Genomic DNA, 14,797 nt, shown 5'->3' with positions numbered 1-14,797 from the left:
GATTTTTACAAAAGTAAACGTATTTTTACAAATGTAAAAAGGAGTGGGTTCTCGTGTTAGTCAATTCAAAAGAAATGCTTTTAAAAGCTAGTCAAGAGGGCTATGCCGTACCAGCTACAAATTTTATTGACCTTGATTCTGCTAGAACATTTGTCACAGTCGCGGAAAAGCTGAACAAGCCTTTGATATTACCATTTGCTCAGGCTCATAAAGAATTAATATCGTTAGAAGAAGCGGCGTTAATCGGCAAATACCTAGCTGAAAAGGTTACCGTACCGGTCGTATTGCATCTCGATCATGGGGAAGACTTCGACTTCATCAAACAAGCTATTGATTTAGGTTTTACCTCTGTCATGATAGATGCCTCTAAAGAAAGTTTAGAAAATAACATCGCCATCACTAAAAAAGTCGTCGAGTATGCACACCAAAGAAACGTAACAGTAGAAGCAGAGCTGGGACATGTGGGAGCAGGGACTAATTACGAAAATCACGATAGGACGGATTCTATTTATACAGAGGTGGAAGATGTCCAAACATTCGTGAAAAAAACAAATGTGGATTCTTTGGCTATTTCGATTGGAACCGCTCATGGTGCTTATCAAGGAACACCAAGCATAAACTTCGATCGATTATCAGAAATTCGTGAAATAACGAATGTTCCATTAGTATTACATGGAGGTTCTTCATCTGGCCATACTAATCTTAGTCGTTGTGCAGTCAATGGCATTGCAAAAATAAATATCTTTACTGATTTTCTGAATGCTGCATATCAAAAAAACATGGATGGTCATCCAAAAGATTATATAGAAATGAAACAACTTTCCAACGAAGCAATGACAGAGGTTTTGGAAACTTATTACAAAGTTTTTGTGACGAAGAATGCGGAATAATGGAGGGAGCAAAAAAATGTCAAATAAAATCAAGTACCCGTTTTTTGTTTTTAATCCCAAATCATATTTATATGGTGAGGAATTAATAAAGTTAGCGAAGCGTGCTGATAAGCTTGCTTCGAAATATCCAGAGTGTTCTGTGCTGGTAACTGTCCCTTTTGCCGACATCTCCGCCGTTAAAAATGCCACAGAAAATATTATCGTGACTGCTCAGCATATGGATGGAATTAGACAAGGACGAGGGATAGGGCATGTATTGCCTGAATCAATTTACCATGCAGGAGCACGCGCAGTTTTCTTGAATCATGCAGAACGGCCAATGACAGTCGCCGCCTTGGCTCAAGCAATCAAACGCGCAAAAGAGCTGGGCATCGAAACAATCGTCTGTGCAGATTCTATTCCTGAGGCCAAAGCTGCCGCAATTATGGGTGCAGACGTTATTTTATGTGAACCAACTGATCTGATTGGGACAGGGCAAACGAGTGACAGCAGTTATATTGAACAAACAAATCAGGCAATTAAAGAGATTGACGAGAATATTTTAGTAATGCAAGCAGCTGGGATAAGCACGCCGGATGATGTTTACCGGACAATTGAACTAGGGGCTGACGGTACTGGATGCACTAGCGGAATCACTAATGCTGATTCACCAGCTGACATGTTAACTGATATGATCGAAGCTTTAGTAAAAGCTTATAAAGAAAGAGGGTAAATGCAATGACTGTAAAACATGAACAATTGTCACTTGAGACTCATTCAGGAAAAGTTACTTATTTAGATATTACGTTGCAATTAAGAAACGCCATCAAAGAATCCGGGATTCAAGACGGATTTTGTGCCATCACCACACCACATACGACTTGCTCAGTAATCTTTGAAGAATATGTACATGATAAAGATTGGAAAGGTGATGAATTTTTACAAGTCGATCAAAATCGGATTTTAGATAAACTGATTCCAAGACAATATACTGAATCAGATTATCTGTACCCTGGCCCCGCACATGTGGAATTTCTAAAAGATTTAGCCGCAAAAGATCCGAATTATTTGCCTGATCCAGTCTCAATTTTAAACGCAGATGCGCATATCAAAGCGTCTCTCTTTGGTGCCAGTGAAACAGTCATTATCAAAGATGGCGAACCGTTAATCGGTTCTGTCGGCTATGTGTATTTTGTTGATTGGGATCAAAATCGTGAGCGTACACGTACTTGCAATTTAATGATTATGGGAGAATAAATCTAGCCTGGAAGCAAGAGCCGTGTAAAAACATACGGCTTTGCTTCTTTTTTTGCTGGCAAATACGAAGAGTCGTCTGTTGGATTCCAAACTTTAATACTGACGTTGGTTATGTTGTCCCTTCCAAAGACAAATTAGTCACTGCTTTTTTCCATAAAACACGTTCATAAAATTCGATCCGTCTTTTGATATTCAACAGTTATGGATGACGTTTTTCAAATAAAGAAGACTCCGTGAAATCAATAATCTCATGGAGTCTTCTCTATCTTTAACTTACAGAACTATTACAAATCGGCTTTTTATTGCAAACCATCAAGAATCAGTTTCTGGAAATAGTTATTTCATCACCAATTGACAGTGTCGGAAATTTTGCCGGTTTTACCTGAATCGCACCAGGTAAGATTTCATTGTCGCCCTCTCGGAAATAGACAGAGATATGCCCCAATTCCTCAAAGTTTTTATTCGCCAGATTTCCCACATCCACAATCTCATAGCTGTCGTTGCCGAAAGATATATGACCGCCTGGTTTTAATGGGTTCTCTTCAGCAGTTAGTTCTTCATGAATCACACATATGGACTTAAGCTCATCCGGGACATTAGAACCAAACAGTATCACCAGATTTTCTTCTTCAAAGGCCGGCACGAGCTCGCCAATATCAATAATTTTTGCAGTATACATTTATGCACCTCACACATTATTTGTTCGTTCCACAACCTGTTTGTTTTCAATCTTTCTGTTACAGCAGCAACTGCAGCGGATTTTCCAAAATCTCGACAATCCTGCTCAAAAAAGCCGCTGCCGGAGCTCCGTCTGCTGCACGATGGTCGAACGACAAGCTAAGCTGTAAAACAGGGACGTTGACAGGTATCATCTGTCCGTCTTCTTCCTTCATTATACAGGACTTGGTCATGCCTCCAACACCTAAAATCGCTACTTCCGGCGCATTGATGATCGGCGTGAAGTTCTCGACACGCGAACGTCCCAACGAACTGATAGTAAATGTTCCGCCCTGCATGTCATCAGGATTCAGTCGTCCCTCTCTGGCTTTTCCTGCAAGGTCTTTTGCTGTTTTAGTCAGTTCAGCCAGCCCTTTATCCTGAGCATTTCTAATAACCGGGACCAACAATCCGTCTTTGACAGCTACTGCCAGACCGATATTGATTTCCTTGTGGAGATGGATACCGTCATCAAGAGCATGTGCATTGAAAACCGGAAACTCTTTAAGCGCCACTGTCACCGCTTTAACGATTAATTCTGTATAAGACAGACGCAACGCTGTCCGCTCTTCCACCACCGGCAACAAGTGCTGGCGCAGCTTGTCTATTTCAGACATATCCACCGAAGCATTCATTGTCACATGGGGAACAGTCGCTTTGCTTTGACTCATTCGATCTGCAACAACTTTTCGCATGCCTGACCACGGAATAACTTCTGCTGTTTCAGCTTTTTCTGTTTTTGCCGGTGCGGCGACAGGTACTGCCGGCTCCGGCTTGTATCTTTTCACATCCTCCGCTTGAATCCTGCCCCTCGGACCAGACCCTTCGACTGCAGACAAATCAATTTTCCGCTGTCTTGCCAGCCTTCTGGCAGAGGGAGTTGCCCGAATCAAAGTGGTTACGGGCTTTGATTTTTCTTCTATCGCGTCAGCTGCATTAGGCGTATCTGGCTGCTCTGCTTCAGAGACTCCCGACTCGTCTTCTTGAACAGATGGCGGTGCGGCATCAGGGACACTTTCCCCTTCCTCTCCAATATAAGCAACAATTGCATTGACCGGCGCACTGTCGCCGTCGCCAAGATAGCGCTTTAATAAAATGCCTTCTTCATACGCCTCAACTTCGATAGCTATTTTATCTGTCATCACTTCAAAAATCGGCTCGCCAATTTCTACTGATTCACCTTCCTGCTTTAACCAGGTTGTAATGGTACCTTCTGTCATCGTTGAACTTAATTTCGGCATTAACACTTCATGTGCCATGTCGTTCCCTCCTTAATTTCCTGTCATCAGCTTGCGGCAAGCGGTGATTATGTCCGTCACTTGCGGTACAGCTAATTTTTCCAGCTCAGGATGATAAGGAATCGGAACTTCTTTGCCGGCAAGCCGAACAACTGGCGCATCTAAAAAGTCAAAACTTTCATTTTCAACAATCACACTGGCAAGCTCGGCGCTAAATCCGCTGCGTTTGACCGCCTCTGTGACGACAACCGCTCTGCCTGTCTTCATGACCGAATGGACAATTGTCTCTTTATCCAAAGGCACCAGCGTTCGTGGGTCGACCACTTCGATATCAATGCCTTCCTTTGCCAGCGTTTCTGCAGCTTCAAGGGCTTTATGTACCATAATACCAGTAGCAACGACCGTGATATCCTTGCCTTCTCTTTTGACATCTGCCACGCCAATCGGCAATACATATTTTCCTTCCGGCACATCAGATGATGTCCGGTAACATAATTTATGTTCATAAAACATCACAGGATTGTTGTCAAGGATTGCAGCATGAAGCAAACCTTTTGCATCATATGCAGTTGCCGGCTGAATCACTTTCAATCCCGGAATATGTGCCGTCCAATTTTCCAAACTCTGTGAATGCTGTGCCGCAGCACCGGTCCCAGATCCTCCGGGTGTCCGCATAACCAGCGGAATTGTCGCTTTGCCACCGTACATATATCTGATTTTCGCAGCTTGGTTAACGAGCTGATCCAACGCAATTGTAATAAAGTCAGAAAATTGAAGTTCAAATACCGGGCGCATCCCCGTCATTGCCGCTCCAACCGAAGCACCGGCAATCACTGCTTCAGATATTGGGGTCGAACGAATCCTATCTTCACCGAATTCCTCGACCATTCCACGACTGACACCGAAGGCACCGCCGTAAACACCGATATCCTCACCCATCATAAAAACGTCTTCATTTTCTCTCATCGCTTCCGATAGTGCCTCTCTGACAGCTTCTGCATAGGTAATCTCTCTCATCGGGTATTCCTCCTAATCCGCATACACATTCTCATACAGCGTATCCAGTTCCGGCATCGGACTGGCTTTTGCATATGTTACGGCATCTTCAATTTTCTGTTTTGCCGCTAATCTGATGGATTCAGATTCTTCCTCAGTCAAGATGCCCGCATCAATAAACCGTTCTTTTGCTAGTTTGATGGGATCACGATTAGTCCGCCAATCAGCCTCTTCTTCTTTTGTCCGATACTTCTTAGCATCCGACTTGGAATGTCCTTTCCAACGATACGTGAGCGCTTCAATTAAAGTCGGTCCTTCACCTGCACGCGCACGTTCAACCGCTTCCCATGTCGTGTCAATAACAGCCATAATGTCATTGCCGTTAATTGTCACTCCCGGAATACCATATGCTTTTGCCCTATCGGAAATATTTTCCACATTCGTCATCTTTTTAACAGAACCGCTCATCCCATACTGATTGTTTTCAATAAAGAAAATAACAGGCAAGTCCCAAACCGATGCCAGATTGATGGACTCATGGAAACTGCCTTCGTTAGTGGCACCGTCTCCGCCATAACTCACCGTTACGGTGTCTGTTCCCTTCATCTTTGCTGTCAAAGCAGCACCTGTTGCAATCGGAAAACCGCCGCCAACGATACCATTCGCGCCCAAATTGCCTGTATCCAAATCAGCAATATGCATTGAGCCGCCTTTTCCTTTATTCGTGCCGGTCGTCCGTCCAAATAATTCAGCCATCATTGCATTGATATCCGTTCCTTTAGCAATGGTTTGACCATGCCCTCTATGTGTCGCGGTAATCCAGTCTGTTTTTCTTAAAACAGCACCACTGCCGGCTGCTGTCGCCTCTTGACCTACCGCTAAGTGCGTCGTACCATGTATCAGGCCTTTGGCAAACAGTTGGTCAACCTTTTCATCAAAATAACGAATTTCCCACATCGTGCGAAAAATTTTTATTAATTCTTCATCGGATAATTGCGCACGATTTGGTATCGACATCTTCATCATATACACTCCTTTAACAGACTAAATAAAGTCAAGAAGCATTTTACCTGTCGTTTCATCCGTGATGAGCGTGTTAATGAGTCCGCCGTTAATGATTGCATGAATACTTTCAACTTTATCTTTCCCGCCGCAGACGCCGATAACTTTCGGGATTTTAGCCAAATCAGCCAATGAAATGGACATGACACGTTCATTCCACAGACAATCGACCAATGCGCCGTTTTCATCAATAAAATTGTAGCAAATATCACCTACGATATCTTCTCTCTCAATATCCTTCGCCAGTTCACTTGTTTTTTCAGAAAGATAGGCTTTGGTCATCGTGGAATACACAGGAAGTCCCCCCACACCGACAATCGCAATGTCGACCTGTCTAGCCTGCTCAAATACTTTTTTGATAAATGACTGTTCCATGAATACTTTTTTAGCCTCTAAGGAGTCTACCGTGATTGGGGCATGCAACTCTACTGCATTTGCACGGCCGTTTTTGGCAAAAATCTGGCAAACAACATTGGCTTGAATATCACTGTGCTGCTGCCCCAAACCGCCAACAAGCGGAATAAACGTCACATTATCTGATTTGGTCTTCGAAAAAAAGTTTTCCGCAGCCTCATGGACAGTCGTCCCGGCAGACACCCCGATTGTCTGATTCGGCTGGATGATTCGAGATAAGTATTTTGCTGCAGTCGTTCCCAACTTTTTCTTTAACCGCTCTTCTTCCGTTGGAGCGACACAAATAACTTCTTCGAGATTATATTTCCGTTTTATTTTGTCCTCAATGTGTTTATACGGATGGATCATTTCATCATGAATAATAATTTCAACAAGCCCGATTTCTCTCGCTTTAGTTAAATATTTTGATACCAGCGAACGGCTAATATTGAATTCTTTAGCGATATCCGACTGTTTTGCACCGTCTTCATAGTATCTGGTTGCAATATTCGCTAATAATCTCATATCTTGTGAATAACTCATGGTATTCTTCCTTTCATTGTCTCTGCTGCACGACCAATTGCCCTTTCCTGCAAACAGCAAAATGCTTCTCCTAAATATTACTAAAAAACGCGCAGGAAGTACAACTTGGGGCGGTGTAACAGGCCGCTAATGAATGGTTGAATGAAACCCCCATCCGTAATAAGCTTTATTTATCGAATGTACTGTCTTGAAGTTTCCTCAACTGCCAGACAGTTGTTGATTCATCTAAAGTCACATCTTCCTCTGTTATGAACGTACCTGCTTTAATCGGTCGACGCGCTACGACCTCACCTGAAATCAACCCTATCGGAATATGCCCATTTTCCTTCATGTCGCTATGTGTTTCAAGTACTCCGCGAACACAGTAGCCACCGATGCCGTCCAGTTTTTCGCCAACTGCAATGTCTTTTTTCGTCACTGCAACAGTCTCCGAAATCGGAGCACCCAATGGTACAATGGCATGATCCTGCTGCAAGACAGCTTTGGCAATAGTTACTGGTGTTTCGAGACTGGCCAAGTGGAACGGTCGGTACAGCAAGTGATGATCCCGTTCGCCCTTCTTCATCAAATAATTCAGTTCATTGCGAACGCCTTCATTCTGTCCCTTGACAATCACAAACACACCTGGCGCCAGTCCGTCAACATATTCAACCACACCAAATTTTTCAAGAACTCCGCCGTTTTCCTTCAAGTTTAAATCCTGAATCACTGAATCCACATCGCCTGATATTCCGTGCATGCCGACTTTGTCCGGGACAAAACCAATTGCATTGGATAGTAAGTTCATTTCAGCCATTGTTTTAGTACCATCTTGAAATGCTGCCAGCATATGAGGAGCCATGTGTTTCTCTGCTGCTTCTTTTTCACACGATGACGGGTTCGCATCAACCCTCAGTTTATTGTTTTTCCCTTTTCCTGCAACCAGCACTTCCATACCCATTGATTTGGCAAACTCAAACAATTCGACAGTCGCCGCCGGTTCATCACCATCTGATCCTGTATAGACTAAACCAGCTGATTGATACAGTTTATGCATTAGCGGCCCAATTGTCACATCAATCTCAACATTAAGCAACACAAGCTGCTTTTTAGCAATCAATGTCTCCAATGCAATTTTCGCACCTACTTCGGTAACACCTGTTGCATCTACCACTACATCAACTGACTCATGATGGATAACTTCCTTGAAATCCGTTGTGACAAGAACATCATTACTCTTTTCTGATCCTGTTCGATACGCATCTGCAGCCACCTGTGCATAATCGAGTCGGATATCACTGATACCCGCAACGGCCATACCAGGTATCGTGGCTATCTGCGCAATCATACCGAACCCCATCTGTCCAGCACCGATGACACCAACCTTAATCGGATCATTTGCTTTCTGTCTTTCTAACAATTGTTGATAAATCGTCACGACAATAACCTCCTTAAACATTTGTTATTACATGTAACATATGATACAAACAAATCATACTTCATGCCTATACCAATGTCAATCTCGTGAACAACTTTTTGTTAAAAAACCTTAAATTAAAACATATTCCAATACACTTTCACAAAATTAACATATGTTCCAATATGTATTTTTTTACAAAAATTATTGACTTTCTAAATGACGGCTTATATCATGATAAGTGTAAAACGCTTACTTTTTATTGGAGGGATGTGTCATTAATACTTATTCTGGCTTGATGATTTTATTTATTGGATTTTGGTTGCTTCAAATAGGTCTCTCTTATTTTCAACACAAAAACTACAAAGAGGTGCTTAATGAAATCAAAAAAATGAAAACTGGGTATTTGGGGGTGGGAATAGCAAAAGCAAAATTTAAAGTTGGAAAAGGTGTAGTGACATTTCTGGTCACCGATGAAAACAAAGTGATTCTTGATTATCAAGAAATGTCAGGCTATACAGTTTTTGCCCGCTTTAAAAGAAATCAGCGTTTTGTAGGAAAAAAAGCTGAAGATATCAGGCAATCACTTAAAGGCAAGCAACAAATCACTGCTTTCAATCAAGCGTTGACACTCATTGATAAGGAACTTTTAAAAATGGAGGGATAGGAACATGGATTTCTTAGTTAAACTAGCGGAAAACTTCATTGGTATTTTTAATGCAGGAGGCGAGAATCTCGTTGGCCTGATTACCGGTATTCTGCCAACGTTAATTGTCTTGTTGACTTTTGTAAACGCTCTTATAAATTTAATTGGTGAGGAGCGTGTCACTCGGTTCGCTCAATTCTCCACTAAAAACATTATTTTACGTTACTCGGTCTTTCCATTACTTGCAGTGTTCTTTCTTACCAACCCGATGTGTTACTCATTCGGACGCTTTCTCGAGGAAAAACAAAAGCCGGCATTTTATGATGCGGCCGTTTCTTTTGTCCACCCGATAACCGGGCTGTTTCCTCACGCCAATGCCGGCGAACTGTTTGTTTGGACAGGCATCTCCTCTGGACTCACGACATTGGGGCTGTCCGTTATGCCGCTGGCTGTCAGATATTTCATTGTCGGTTTAATCGTCATTTTAATTCGCGGTATCTGCACTGAGATGCTGACAAAAATCATGTGGAAAGAACAAAACAACTCATAAAGTTAGGAGAGAAAATAAATGGCAAAATCAGTCATTGTATCTAAAGGAACTAAAGGTTGGGGCGGGCCTTTAACACTTGCTCCTTCCGGTAAAAAACAAATTGTCGCATCAGTGACCGGGGGCGGCATACATCCGGTAGCAAAAAAAATAGCTGATGCGTTAGGTGTACAGGCAAAAGACGGATTTAATGAAAAAGTCGACCCGGAGGAAATGATTTGTGCTGTCATCGACTGTGGCGGAACAGCAAGATGCGGCGTTTATCCGAAGCTAGACGTGATGACAGTCAATCTTCATTCAACGACACCATCCGGTCCGCTGATGAAATTCATCAACGAAAAGAATTTTGTCTCTGGTGTTACTGTGGATAATGTTCAAATAGCTGATGCAACAGGTGTTATCAAACCTGAAGTCTCTGCCGCTTCAGAAGAACCTGTTAAGAAAGAGAAAACGCCAACAGCAGAAACAACTGAACCTGTTGAGGAGAAAAAAGGTTTATTAGGGATAATTAATCGAATTGGCCGATCTGTTGGTAATGTGGTAGGTATTTTTTATCAGGCCGGGCGCGATACCATCGACATGGTAATTAAAAACATTCTGCCATTCATGGCATTTGTCAGTATGCTGGTCGGATTGATTAATTACACAGGCATTGGCAATGCTATTGCCGCGGCTGTTAAGCCGCTATCAGGTAATATTATCGGCTTGATTATTCTATCCGTTATCTGCTCAATCCCAATACTCTCACCAGTTCTTGGGCCAGGAGCTGTTATTGCGCAAGTTGTCGGTGTATTGCTAGGTGTTGAGATTGGAAAAGGCACGATTCCACCAGCAATGGCTTTGCCGGCATTATTTGCCATCAACTCACAGGCCGGTGCGGATTTTGTTCCCGTTGGACTAACTCTTGCTGAAGCTGAGCCATATACAGTCGAAGTGGGGGTGCCCGCTGTTCTGTTTTCCAGACTGCTGACCGGGCCGGTGTCCGTTTTGATTGCCTGGGTATTTAGTTTAGGCATGTATTAAAATAATCGAGTATAAGGTAAGTGATTATTTCACTTCCCGACCTCTCACACCACCGTGCGTACGGTTCCGTACACGGCGGTTCAGTATCTTGTGTAAACAGACTCCACTAATGAGCTTAAGGAAACTAAGCCCCATTAGTGGGGTCTTTTATTACTTATTGCCACGTATATTTTTTGCACGATATAGTTTGTTTTTCATCTTGATTCACGTATAATGGAACTTGGAGAGGTGATCTGATGGAAAATGACAAAATGAATTATGTCATTCGCTGCTCTTGCCGCAAACAGTTCACAGGTGTTACTTTCGAACCACCAACCGTTGCTTCCGGGTCTCCCAGTGCTGATGACCATATCGCCAATTCCAAGACAGAACCAGAGCCTCATGAAGTCCTAGGAACAATTTCTGGAAACTACGCAACTTTTGTCTGTCCTCATTGTCAAAAAACAATTACAAAAAAGCGCAAGCGTACAGGTTAAACCTGTACGCTTTTTATAACTGCCGCCGATTGATAAAAACCGACAGAAGAACACAGCATCCGCTAAAGAATCATCTTTTAGCGAACGCTGTGTTCTTCAAATCTTGATTAGTCAGTAACTGCTTAGCCGGTTTCATGGCTATTTTAGACAAATTACCAGACCGAAAGTCTCTCTTCAGGCGGCAAGTACATCTTGTCTCCCTCTTGGATATCAAACGTTTCATAAAAATCATCCAAGTTGGATAGTTGAATATTGGTTCTCAGCTTACTTGGCGCATGGTTGTCAATTAATAATAATTGTTTTTTGATCTCAGTGGTTGATTTCTCACGCCAAATACCACCTAAAGCAGTAAAGAATTCTTCCAAGTCTGCATCTTCTTCTTTTTTCAATGTTTCCAACGAAACCGAAATACCTGAAGAATCCGCCATGTTTTCGCCTACTGTTTGTTTTCCGTTCACTTTTCCGCCGGCAAATTTCAATCCGTCAAACTGCTTGACAAAAGCGTTGGTTCTTTTTTCAAATTCAGCATAATCCTCTTCAGTCCACCAGTCTTTCAGGTTGCCGTTTTCGTCAAACTTAGCCCCGTTCGGATCAAGCGCATGTGACAATTCATGCGCAATGACCGTTCCGATACCGCCATAATTTTGGCTGACTGTACGCTTGGCATCATAAAACGGCGCTTGCAATATGGAAGCAGGGAAACAAATCGAGTTGTTTTGCGGATAATAAAACGCGTTGACCTGATGAGCCGGGATTTCCCATTCTCCTTTGCCGCCCGCAGTTGAATATTTAGCAAACACTTCTTCAGTTTGTTTTTGCTTGAATGCAAACCAATTATCAAAAATACTCTTTTGAGTGTCAATGGTAATATCATTGTAGTAATTCGGCAAAGCTTCCGGATACCCGATCAGTATCGTTATCTTATCTAATTTTTTCAGTGCAGTTTTCTTCGTCTCATCCGACATCCAAGCAGAATTCTGAATCTTGACTTTGTATTCGTCAATAATGTTTTCCGTCATCTGAATGACATCATTTTTGGCGTCGCTTCCTAAGTACGTTTGACCATAGTATTGCCCGATAGCATCAGCAAACAATTCGCTGGCTGTGTCGTATGCTGCTTTTTTAGTCTCTGCCTTGCTCTCTTCGGACGATTTTTTCTTATCCGCATCATCTTTGCTGCTGCCGTTTGCGATGTCTTCGGAAAGGTATTCAGATGCATCTGACAACATATCAATATACATCCAGTCTTTCATACTTGCAAAATTTTCTTCATTAATAATCTCATTAATGTGTTCCAGATATACTGGATTCACGACATTGATTGTATCCGGGACAACACCGATTACATCTTGAGCAGCCTTGCTCAAGTCAATACCTTTAACAGCGGCTTTTGTTTCATCAAACGAAGACGGATTATACAAATTGATAAAATCAGATTTTTCTTCGGTTGTTTGCGAGTAACGAGCAATCAGTGAATCGAACGCAAAGTAATTGTCGACCATGGTCGCTGCTTCTTTTTTCGTCTTGCCGACTGCCAGCAGCAAGTTGGTAAATGTTTCTCTGTTCTCGTCACGCTCTTTTTTGCCTTCTTTACTGTCTTCTTCGTAATAACTTTTATCCGACAGCAGTATTGATGGCGTGTCGACAACCAGCAATTTCTTTTCGGAGTCTTTCATATCTGTCATCACAGTTAAGTTAATTGGCAATGAGTAATTACTGATTGTCAATTCGCCAAATGACTGGCTTAAATCCTCTAGTGACGACAGTTTGTCAACTGTTTCCAAGTATGGAAGAACCGGTTCTGCACCTTCTTTGTTTCTTCTATCCGTGTCTAGCATCATTTCATAAAAAGTCAGAAATTTTTGGACGTCTGGCGTGCTTGGCTCAAGTTCACCTGACAGCATTTTGTCAAAATCTTTAGCCAGCGAATCTGAAATCTTTTCTGATATTTCAGTGAATGCATTCACCGGTTTATCCTCATCGATTTTGGTCTCGGCCAGCCACTCCTGGTTGACACTGCCATAAAAATCATCTTTTAAATTGACAGTCTCTGCCTTTTTGGAACTTTTTTCCGTCGTATCAGCTGGTTGTGACGTTTTTTCGCATGCCGATACTCCTAAAGTCACCAGCAAAAGTAACATTAACCCTGAAAATTTCTTTCGTTTCACCAACAAACCCTCCATTTAATTTTATTATTTAAAGAAATTGTCATATAGTTGTATTTTTTAATTTATTAAAAAAACACAAAACATACGATTGTTAAACTACTTGTAGATTTTAACATATTACTAACTCTTTTTCAAAAAATAAAGATTAATAAAACGAAATAGTTTATTTACAGATCTTTTGTCAATTACTGGACATCAGCAATTTCTCAGAAATCCCTTAAGAAAGCAACAAAGCAGGCAGCTATGACCTACTTTCAATCAGACACTTTGCTTTTTTTCTTCCACAACAACCAATTGGCTGCGGTAATAAGTAGGAGGAATATTAAAATAGCAATGACAACATACGACCATGTATGAGACTGCTGTTTCAACGTCACATCTGTCGCATTTAATGCTTGCGCCTGTTTTTTCTCGATGTTGAAATCTTCTTCAAACTGCCAGTGATGTGTGAATCTGTCTTCCTGACCATCATCACTGACTGTAACAAATTCTCCAGTATCACTCTTATTGGCATAAATCATCAGAGATAAATGGTAGTCGCCCGATTCTAGTGCGGCACCATTTAAAGAGATAGGAAGAGAGAAATTGGAGTTGGGAGCTATTTGTAAACCGGATTTGTCTTCAGCATATAAGACTTCCGAACTGCCTTTTTTTGTGATTTCCGCCTGAATAGCCACTTGGTTGATATAGGTTTTCTGATCGTTTTGCACATTAGCTAAGATGACATTTCTGGCATTAATCTGATCCGCTTTAACCTCGCCCAGCAGCAGATGCGGTTCCACCTCGTTGAAATTTTGACGCATTAACAATGCGACAACATAAGAGTATTCATTTTTTATCGACAGCCCCTGCTCTGTTTTACCGGTTTCTTTTTCTTTGTCCAACACTTCCTTAAAGGTGATTCCGCCGGCAAGTACACCGTCAAACGGCTGGCCGGGCATGGTTACTTTGAAAGGCACTGTTGTTTCGCTTTGCGCCTTTAACTCCACCATCTCTTGAAACTCGACATAATCGCTTAAATCAATATCCAAACTGTCATCTTTTACCGAATTGCTTTTGCCATACTCAACCACACCATTGGAATTTGTGGTGGCGCTATTGACCGAAACAGCCACGGTAATGTCTTTATCCGTATCGTTCCGCAGCTTGACATGCAATTCTTCTTGCTGATTAGGGGGCAGCTGTAAATCGAAATAGGTTTTTCCTTTATCTGTTTGACTTTCTGGAATCACAGTCGTTACTGCAAAATTAAATTCACTGGCTGCAGCTGTAACAGTATGCCACAGCGCTAATATCAGCACACATAAACTAACTGCAAGTTTTTTTCTTCCCTGCAATTGAATCACTCCTCAACTATTATAAAGACTAATGAACAGAGTACTGCCATCCTCCTGTCAACAAACACTCCGTTCAGAAAGAGGGCTATTTCCACTCCGCTTGCGATAGTTCAAGCGAGTACAAATAGC

15 protein-coding genes are annotated in these 14,797 nt (G+C 42.0%); 7 read left to right on the top strand and 8 right to left on the bottom strand.

What is annotated here, in order from left to right:
• The first annotated feature begins 53 nt into the window (after positions 1-53).
• From CBF27_RS09740 to CBF27_RS09730, 3 genes are read left to right on the top strand one after another with little or no spacing between them, the layout of a single operon-like run.
• Entirely contained in the window at positions 54-890 is an 837-nt protein-coding gene (locus CBF27_RS09740) for a class II fructose-bisphosphate aldolase (RefSeq protein WP_126814109.1), read from the top strand.
• A 16-nt stretch (positions 891-906) separates the two neighbouring features.
• Entirely contained in the window at positions 907-1,602 is a 696-nt protein-coding gene (locus tag CBF27_RS09735; protein ID WP_126814108.1) for a triose-phosphate isomerase, read from the top strand.
• A 5-nt stretch (positions 1,603-1,607) separates the two neighbouring features.
• Positions 1,608-2,126 carry a YjbQ family protein gene (locus CBF27_RS09730; protein ID WP_126814107.1) on the top strand — a complete coding sequence of 173 codons (519 nt, stop codon included), beginning with the start codon at positions 1,608-1,610 and terminating at the stop codon, positions 2,124-2,126.
• Between the two features lie 319 nt (positions 2,127-2,445).
• Here CBF27_RS09730 and CBF27_RS09725 read toward each other — a convergent pair whose 3' ends face one another.
• The 6 genes from CBF27_RS09725 to CBF27_RS09700 all read right to left on the bottom strand — a co-directional run bounded on the left by CBF27_RS09725 (position 2,446) and on the right by CBF27_RS09700 (position 8,492).
• Positions 2,446-2,805, bottom strand: coding sequence for a PTS glucitol/sorbitol transporter subunit IIA (locus tag CBF27_RS09725; protein WP_126814106.1), 360 nt, complete (start codon positions 2,803-2,805; stop codon positions 2,446-2,448).
• A 58-nt stretch (positions 2,806-2,863) separates the two neighbouring features.
• The gene (locus tag CBF27_RS09720) at positions 2,864-4,102 is read right to left on the bottom strand and encodes a dihydrolipoamide acetyltransferase family protein (protein ID WP_126814105.1); all 1,239 of its coding nucleotides are present in this window, start codon (positions 4,100-4,102) and stop codon (positions 2,864-2,866) included.
• 12 nt (positions 4,103-4,114) lie between these two features.
• A complete protein-coding gene (locus tag CBF27_RS09715; RefSeq protein WP_126814104.1) occupies positions 4,115-5,098 on the bottom strand; it encodes an alpha-ketoacid dehydrogenase subunit beta in 984 nt (327 codons plus the stop codon).
• Positions 5,099-5,110: 12 nt separating this feature from the next.
• Positions 5,111-6,100 carry a thiamine pyrophosphate-dependent dehydrogenase E1 component subunit alpha gene (locus CBF27_RS09710; RefSeq protein ID WP_170175076.1) on the bottom strand — a complete coding sequence of 330 codons (990 nt, stop codon included), beginning with the start codon at positions 6,098-6,100 and terminating at the stop codon, positions 5,111-5,113.
• A gap of 21 nt (positions 6,101-6,121) precedes the next feature.
• The gene (locus CBF27_RS09705; RefSeq protein WP_126814102.1) at positions 6,122-7,075 is read right to left on the bottom strand and encodes a sugar-binding transcriptional regulator; all 954 of its coding nucleotides are present in this window, start codon (positions 7,073-7,075) and stop codon (positions 6,122-6,124) included.
• Positions 7,076-7,241: 166 nt separating this feature from the next.
• Positions 7,242-8,492, bottom strand: a complete 1,251-nt coding sequence (locus tag CBF27_RS09700; RefSeq protein ID WP_126814101.1) for an NAD(P)H-dependent oxidoreductase — start codon at positions 8,490-8,492, stop codon at positions 7,242-7,244.
• Between the two features lie 277 nt (positions 8,493-8,769).
• Here CBF27_RS09700 and CBF27_RS09695 point away from each other — a divergent pair, with 277 nt between their 5' ends.
• From CBF27_RS09695 to CBF27_RS09680, 4 genes are all read left to right on the top strand, one after another.
• A complete protein-coding gene (locus CBF27_RS09695) occupies positions 8,770-9,138 on the top strand; it encodes a transcriptional regulator GutM (RefSeq protein ID WP_126814100.1) in 369 nt (122 codons plus the stop codon).
• A gap of 4 nt (positions 9,139-9,142) precedes the next feature.
• Positions 9,143-9,667, top strand: coding sequence for a PTS glucitol/sorbitol transporter subunit IIC (srlA, locus tag CBF27_RS09690; RefSeq protein ID WP_126814099.1), 525 nt, complete (start codon positions 9,143-9,145; stop codon positions 9,665-9,667).
• An 18-nt stretch (positions 9,668-9,685) separates the two neighbouring features.
• Positions 9,686-10,687 carry a PTS glucitol/sorbitol transporter subunit IIB gene (gene srlE / locus CBF27_RS09685; protein ID WP_126814098.1) on the top strand — a complete coding sequence of 334 codons (1,002 nt, stop codon included), beginning with the start codon at positions 9,686-9,688 and terminating at the stop codon, positions 10,685-10,687.
• Between the two features lie 236 nt (positions 10,688-10,923).
• A complete protein-coding gene (locus CBF27_RS09680) occupies positions 10,924-11,163 on the top strand; it encodes a hypothetical protein (protein WP_126814097.1) in 240 nt (79 codons plus the stop codon).
• A 152-nt stretch (positions 11,164-11,315) separates the two neighbouring features.
• Here CBF27_RS09680 and CBF27_RS09675 read toward each other — a convergent pair whose 3' ends face one another.
• Together CBF27_RS09675 and CBF27_RS09670 are read right to left on the bottom strand one after the other, a co-directional pair.
• Positions 11,316-13,331, bottom strand: coding sequence for a M13-type metalloendopeptidase (locus tag CBF27_RS09675; RefSeq protein ID WP_170175075.1), 2,016 nt, complete (start codon positions 13,329-13,331; stop codon positions 11,316-11,318).
• Positions 13,332-13,585: 254 nt separating this feature from the next.
• The gene (locus tag CBF27_RS09670; protein WP_126814095.1) at positions 13,586-14,668 is read right to left on the bottom strand and encodes a WxLIP family cell surface protein; all 1,083 of its coding nucleotides are present in this window, start codon (positions 14,666-14,668) and stop codon (positions 13,586-13,588) included.
• Positions 14,669-14,797: the final 129 nt, after the last annotated feature.

It is taken from the genome of Vagococcus acidifermentans, assembly GCF_003987655.1.
Classification (GTDB): domain Bacteria; phylum Bacillota; class Bacilli; order Lactobacillales; family Vagococcaceae; genus Vagococcus_B; species Vagococcus_B acidifermentans.
This window is presented reverse-complemented; position numbering and strand designations above follow the sequence as displayed.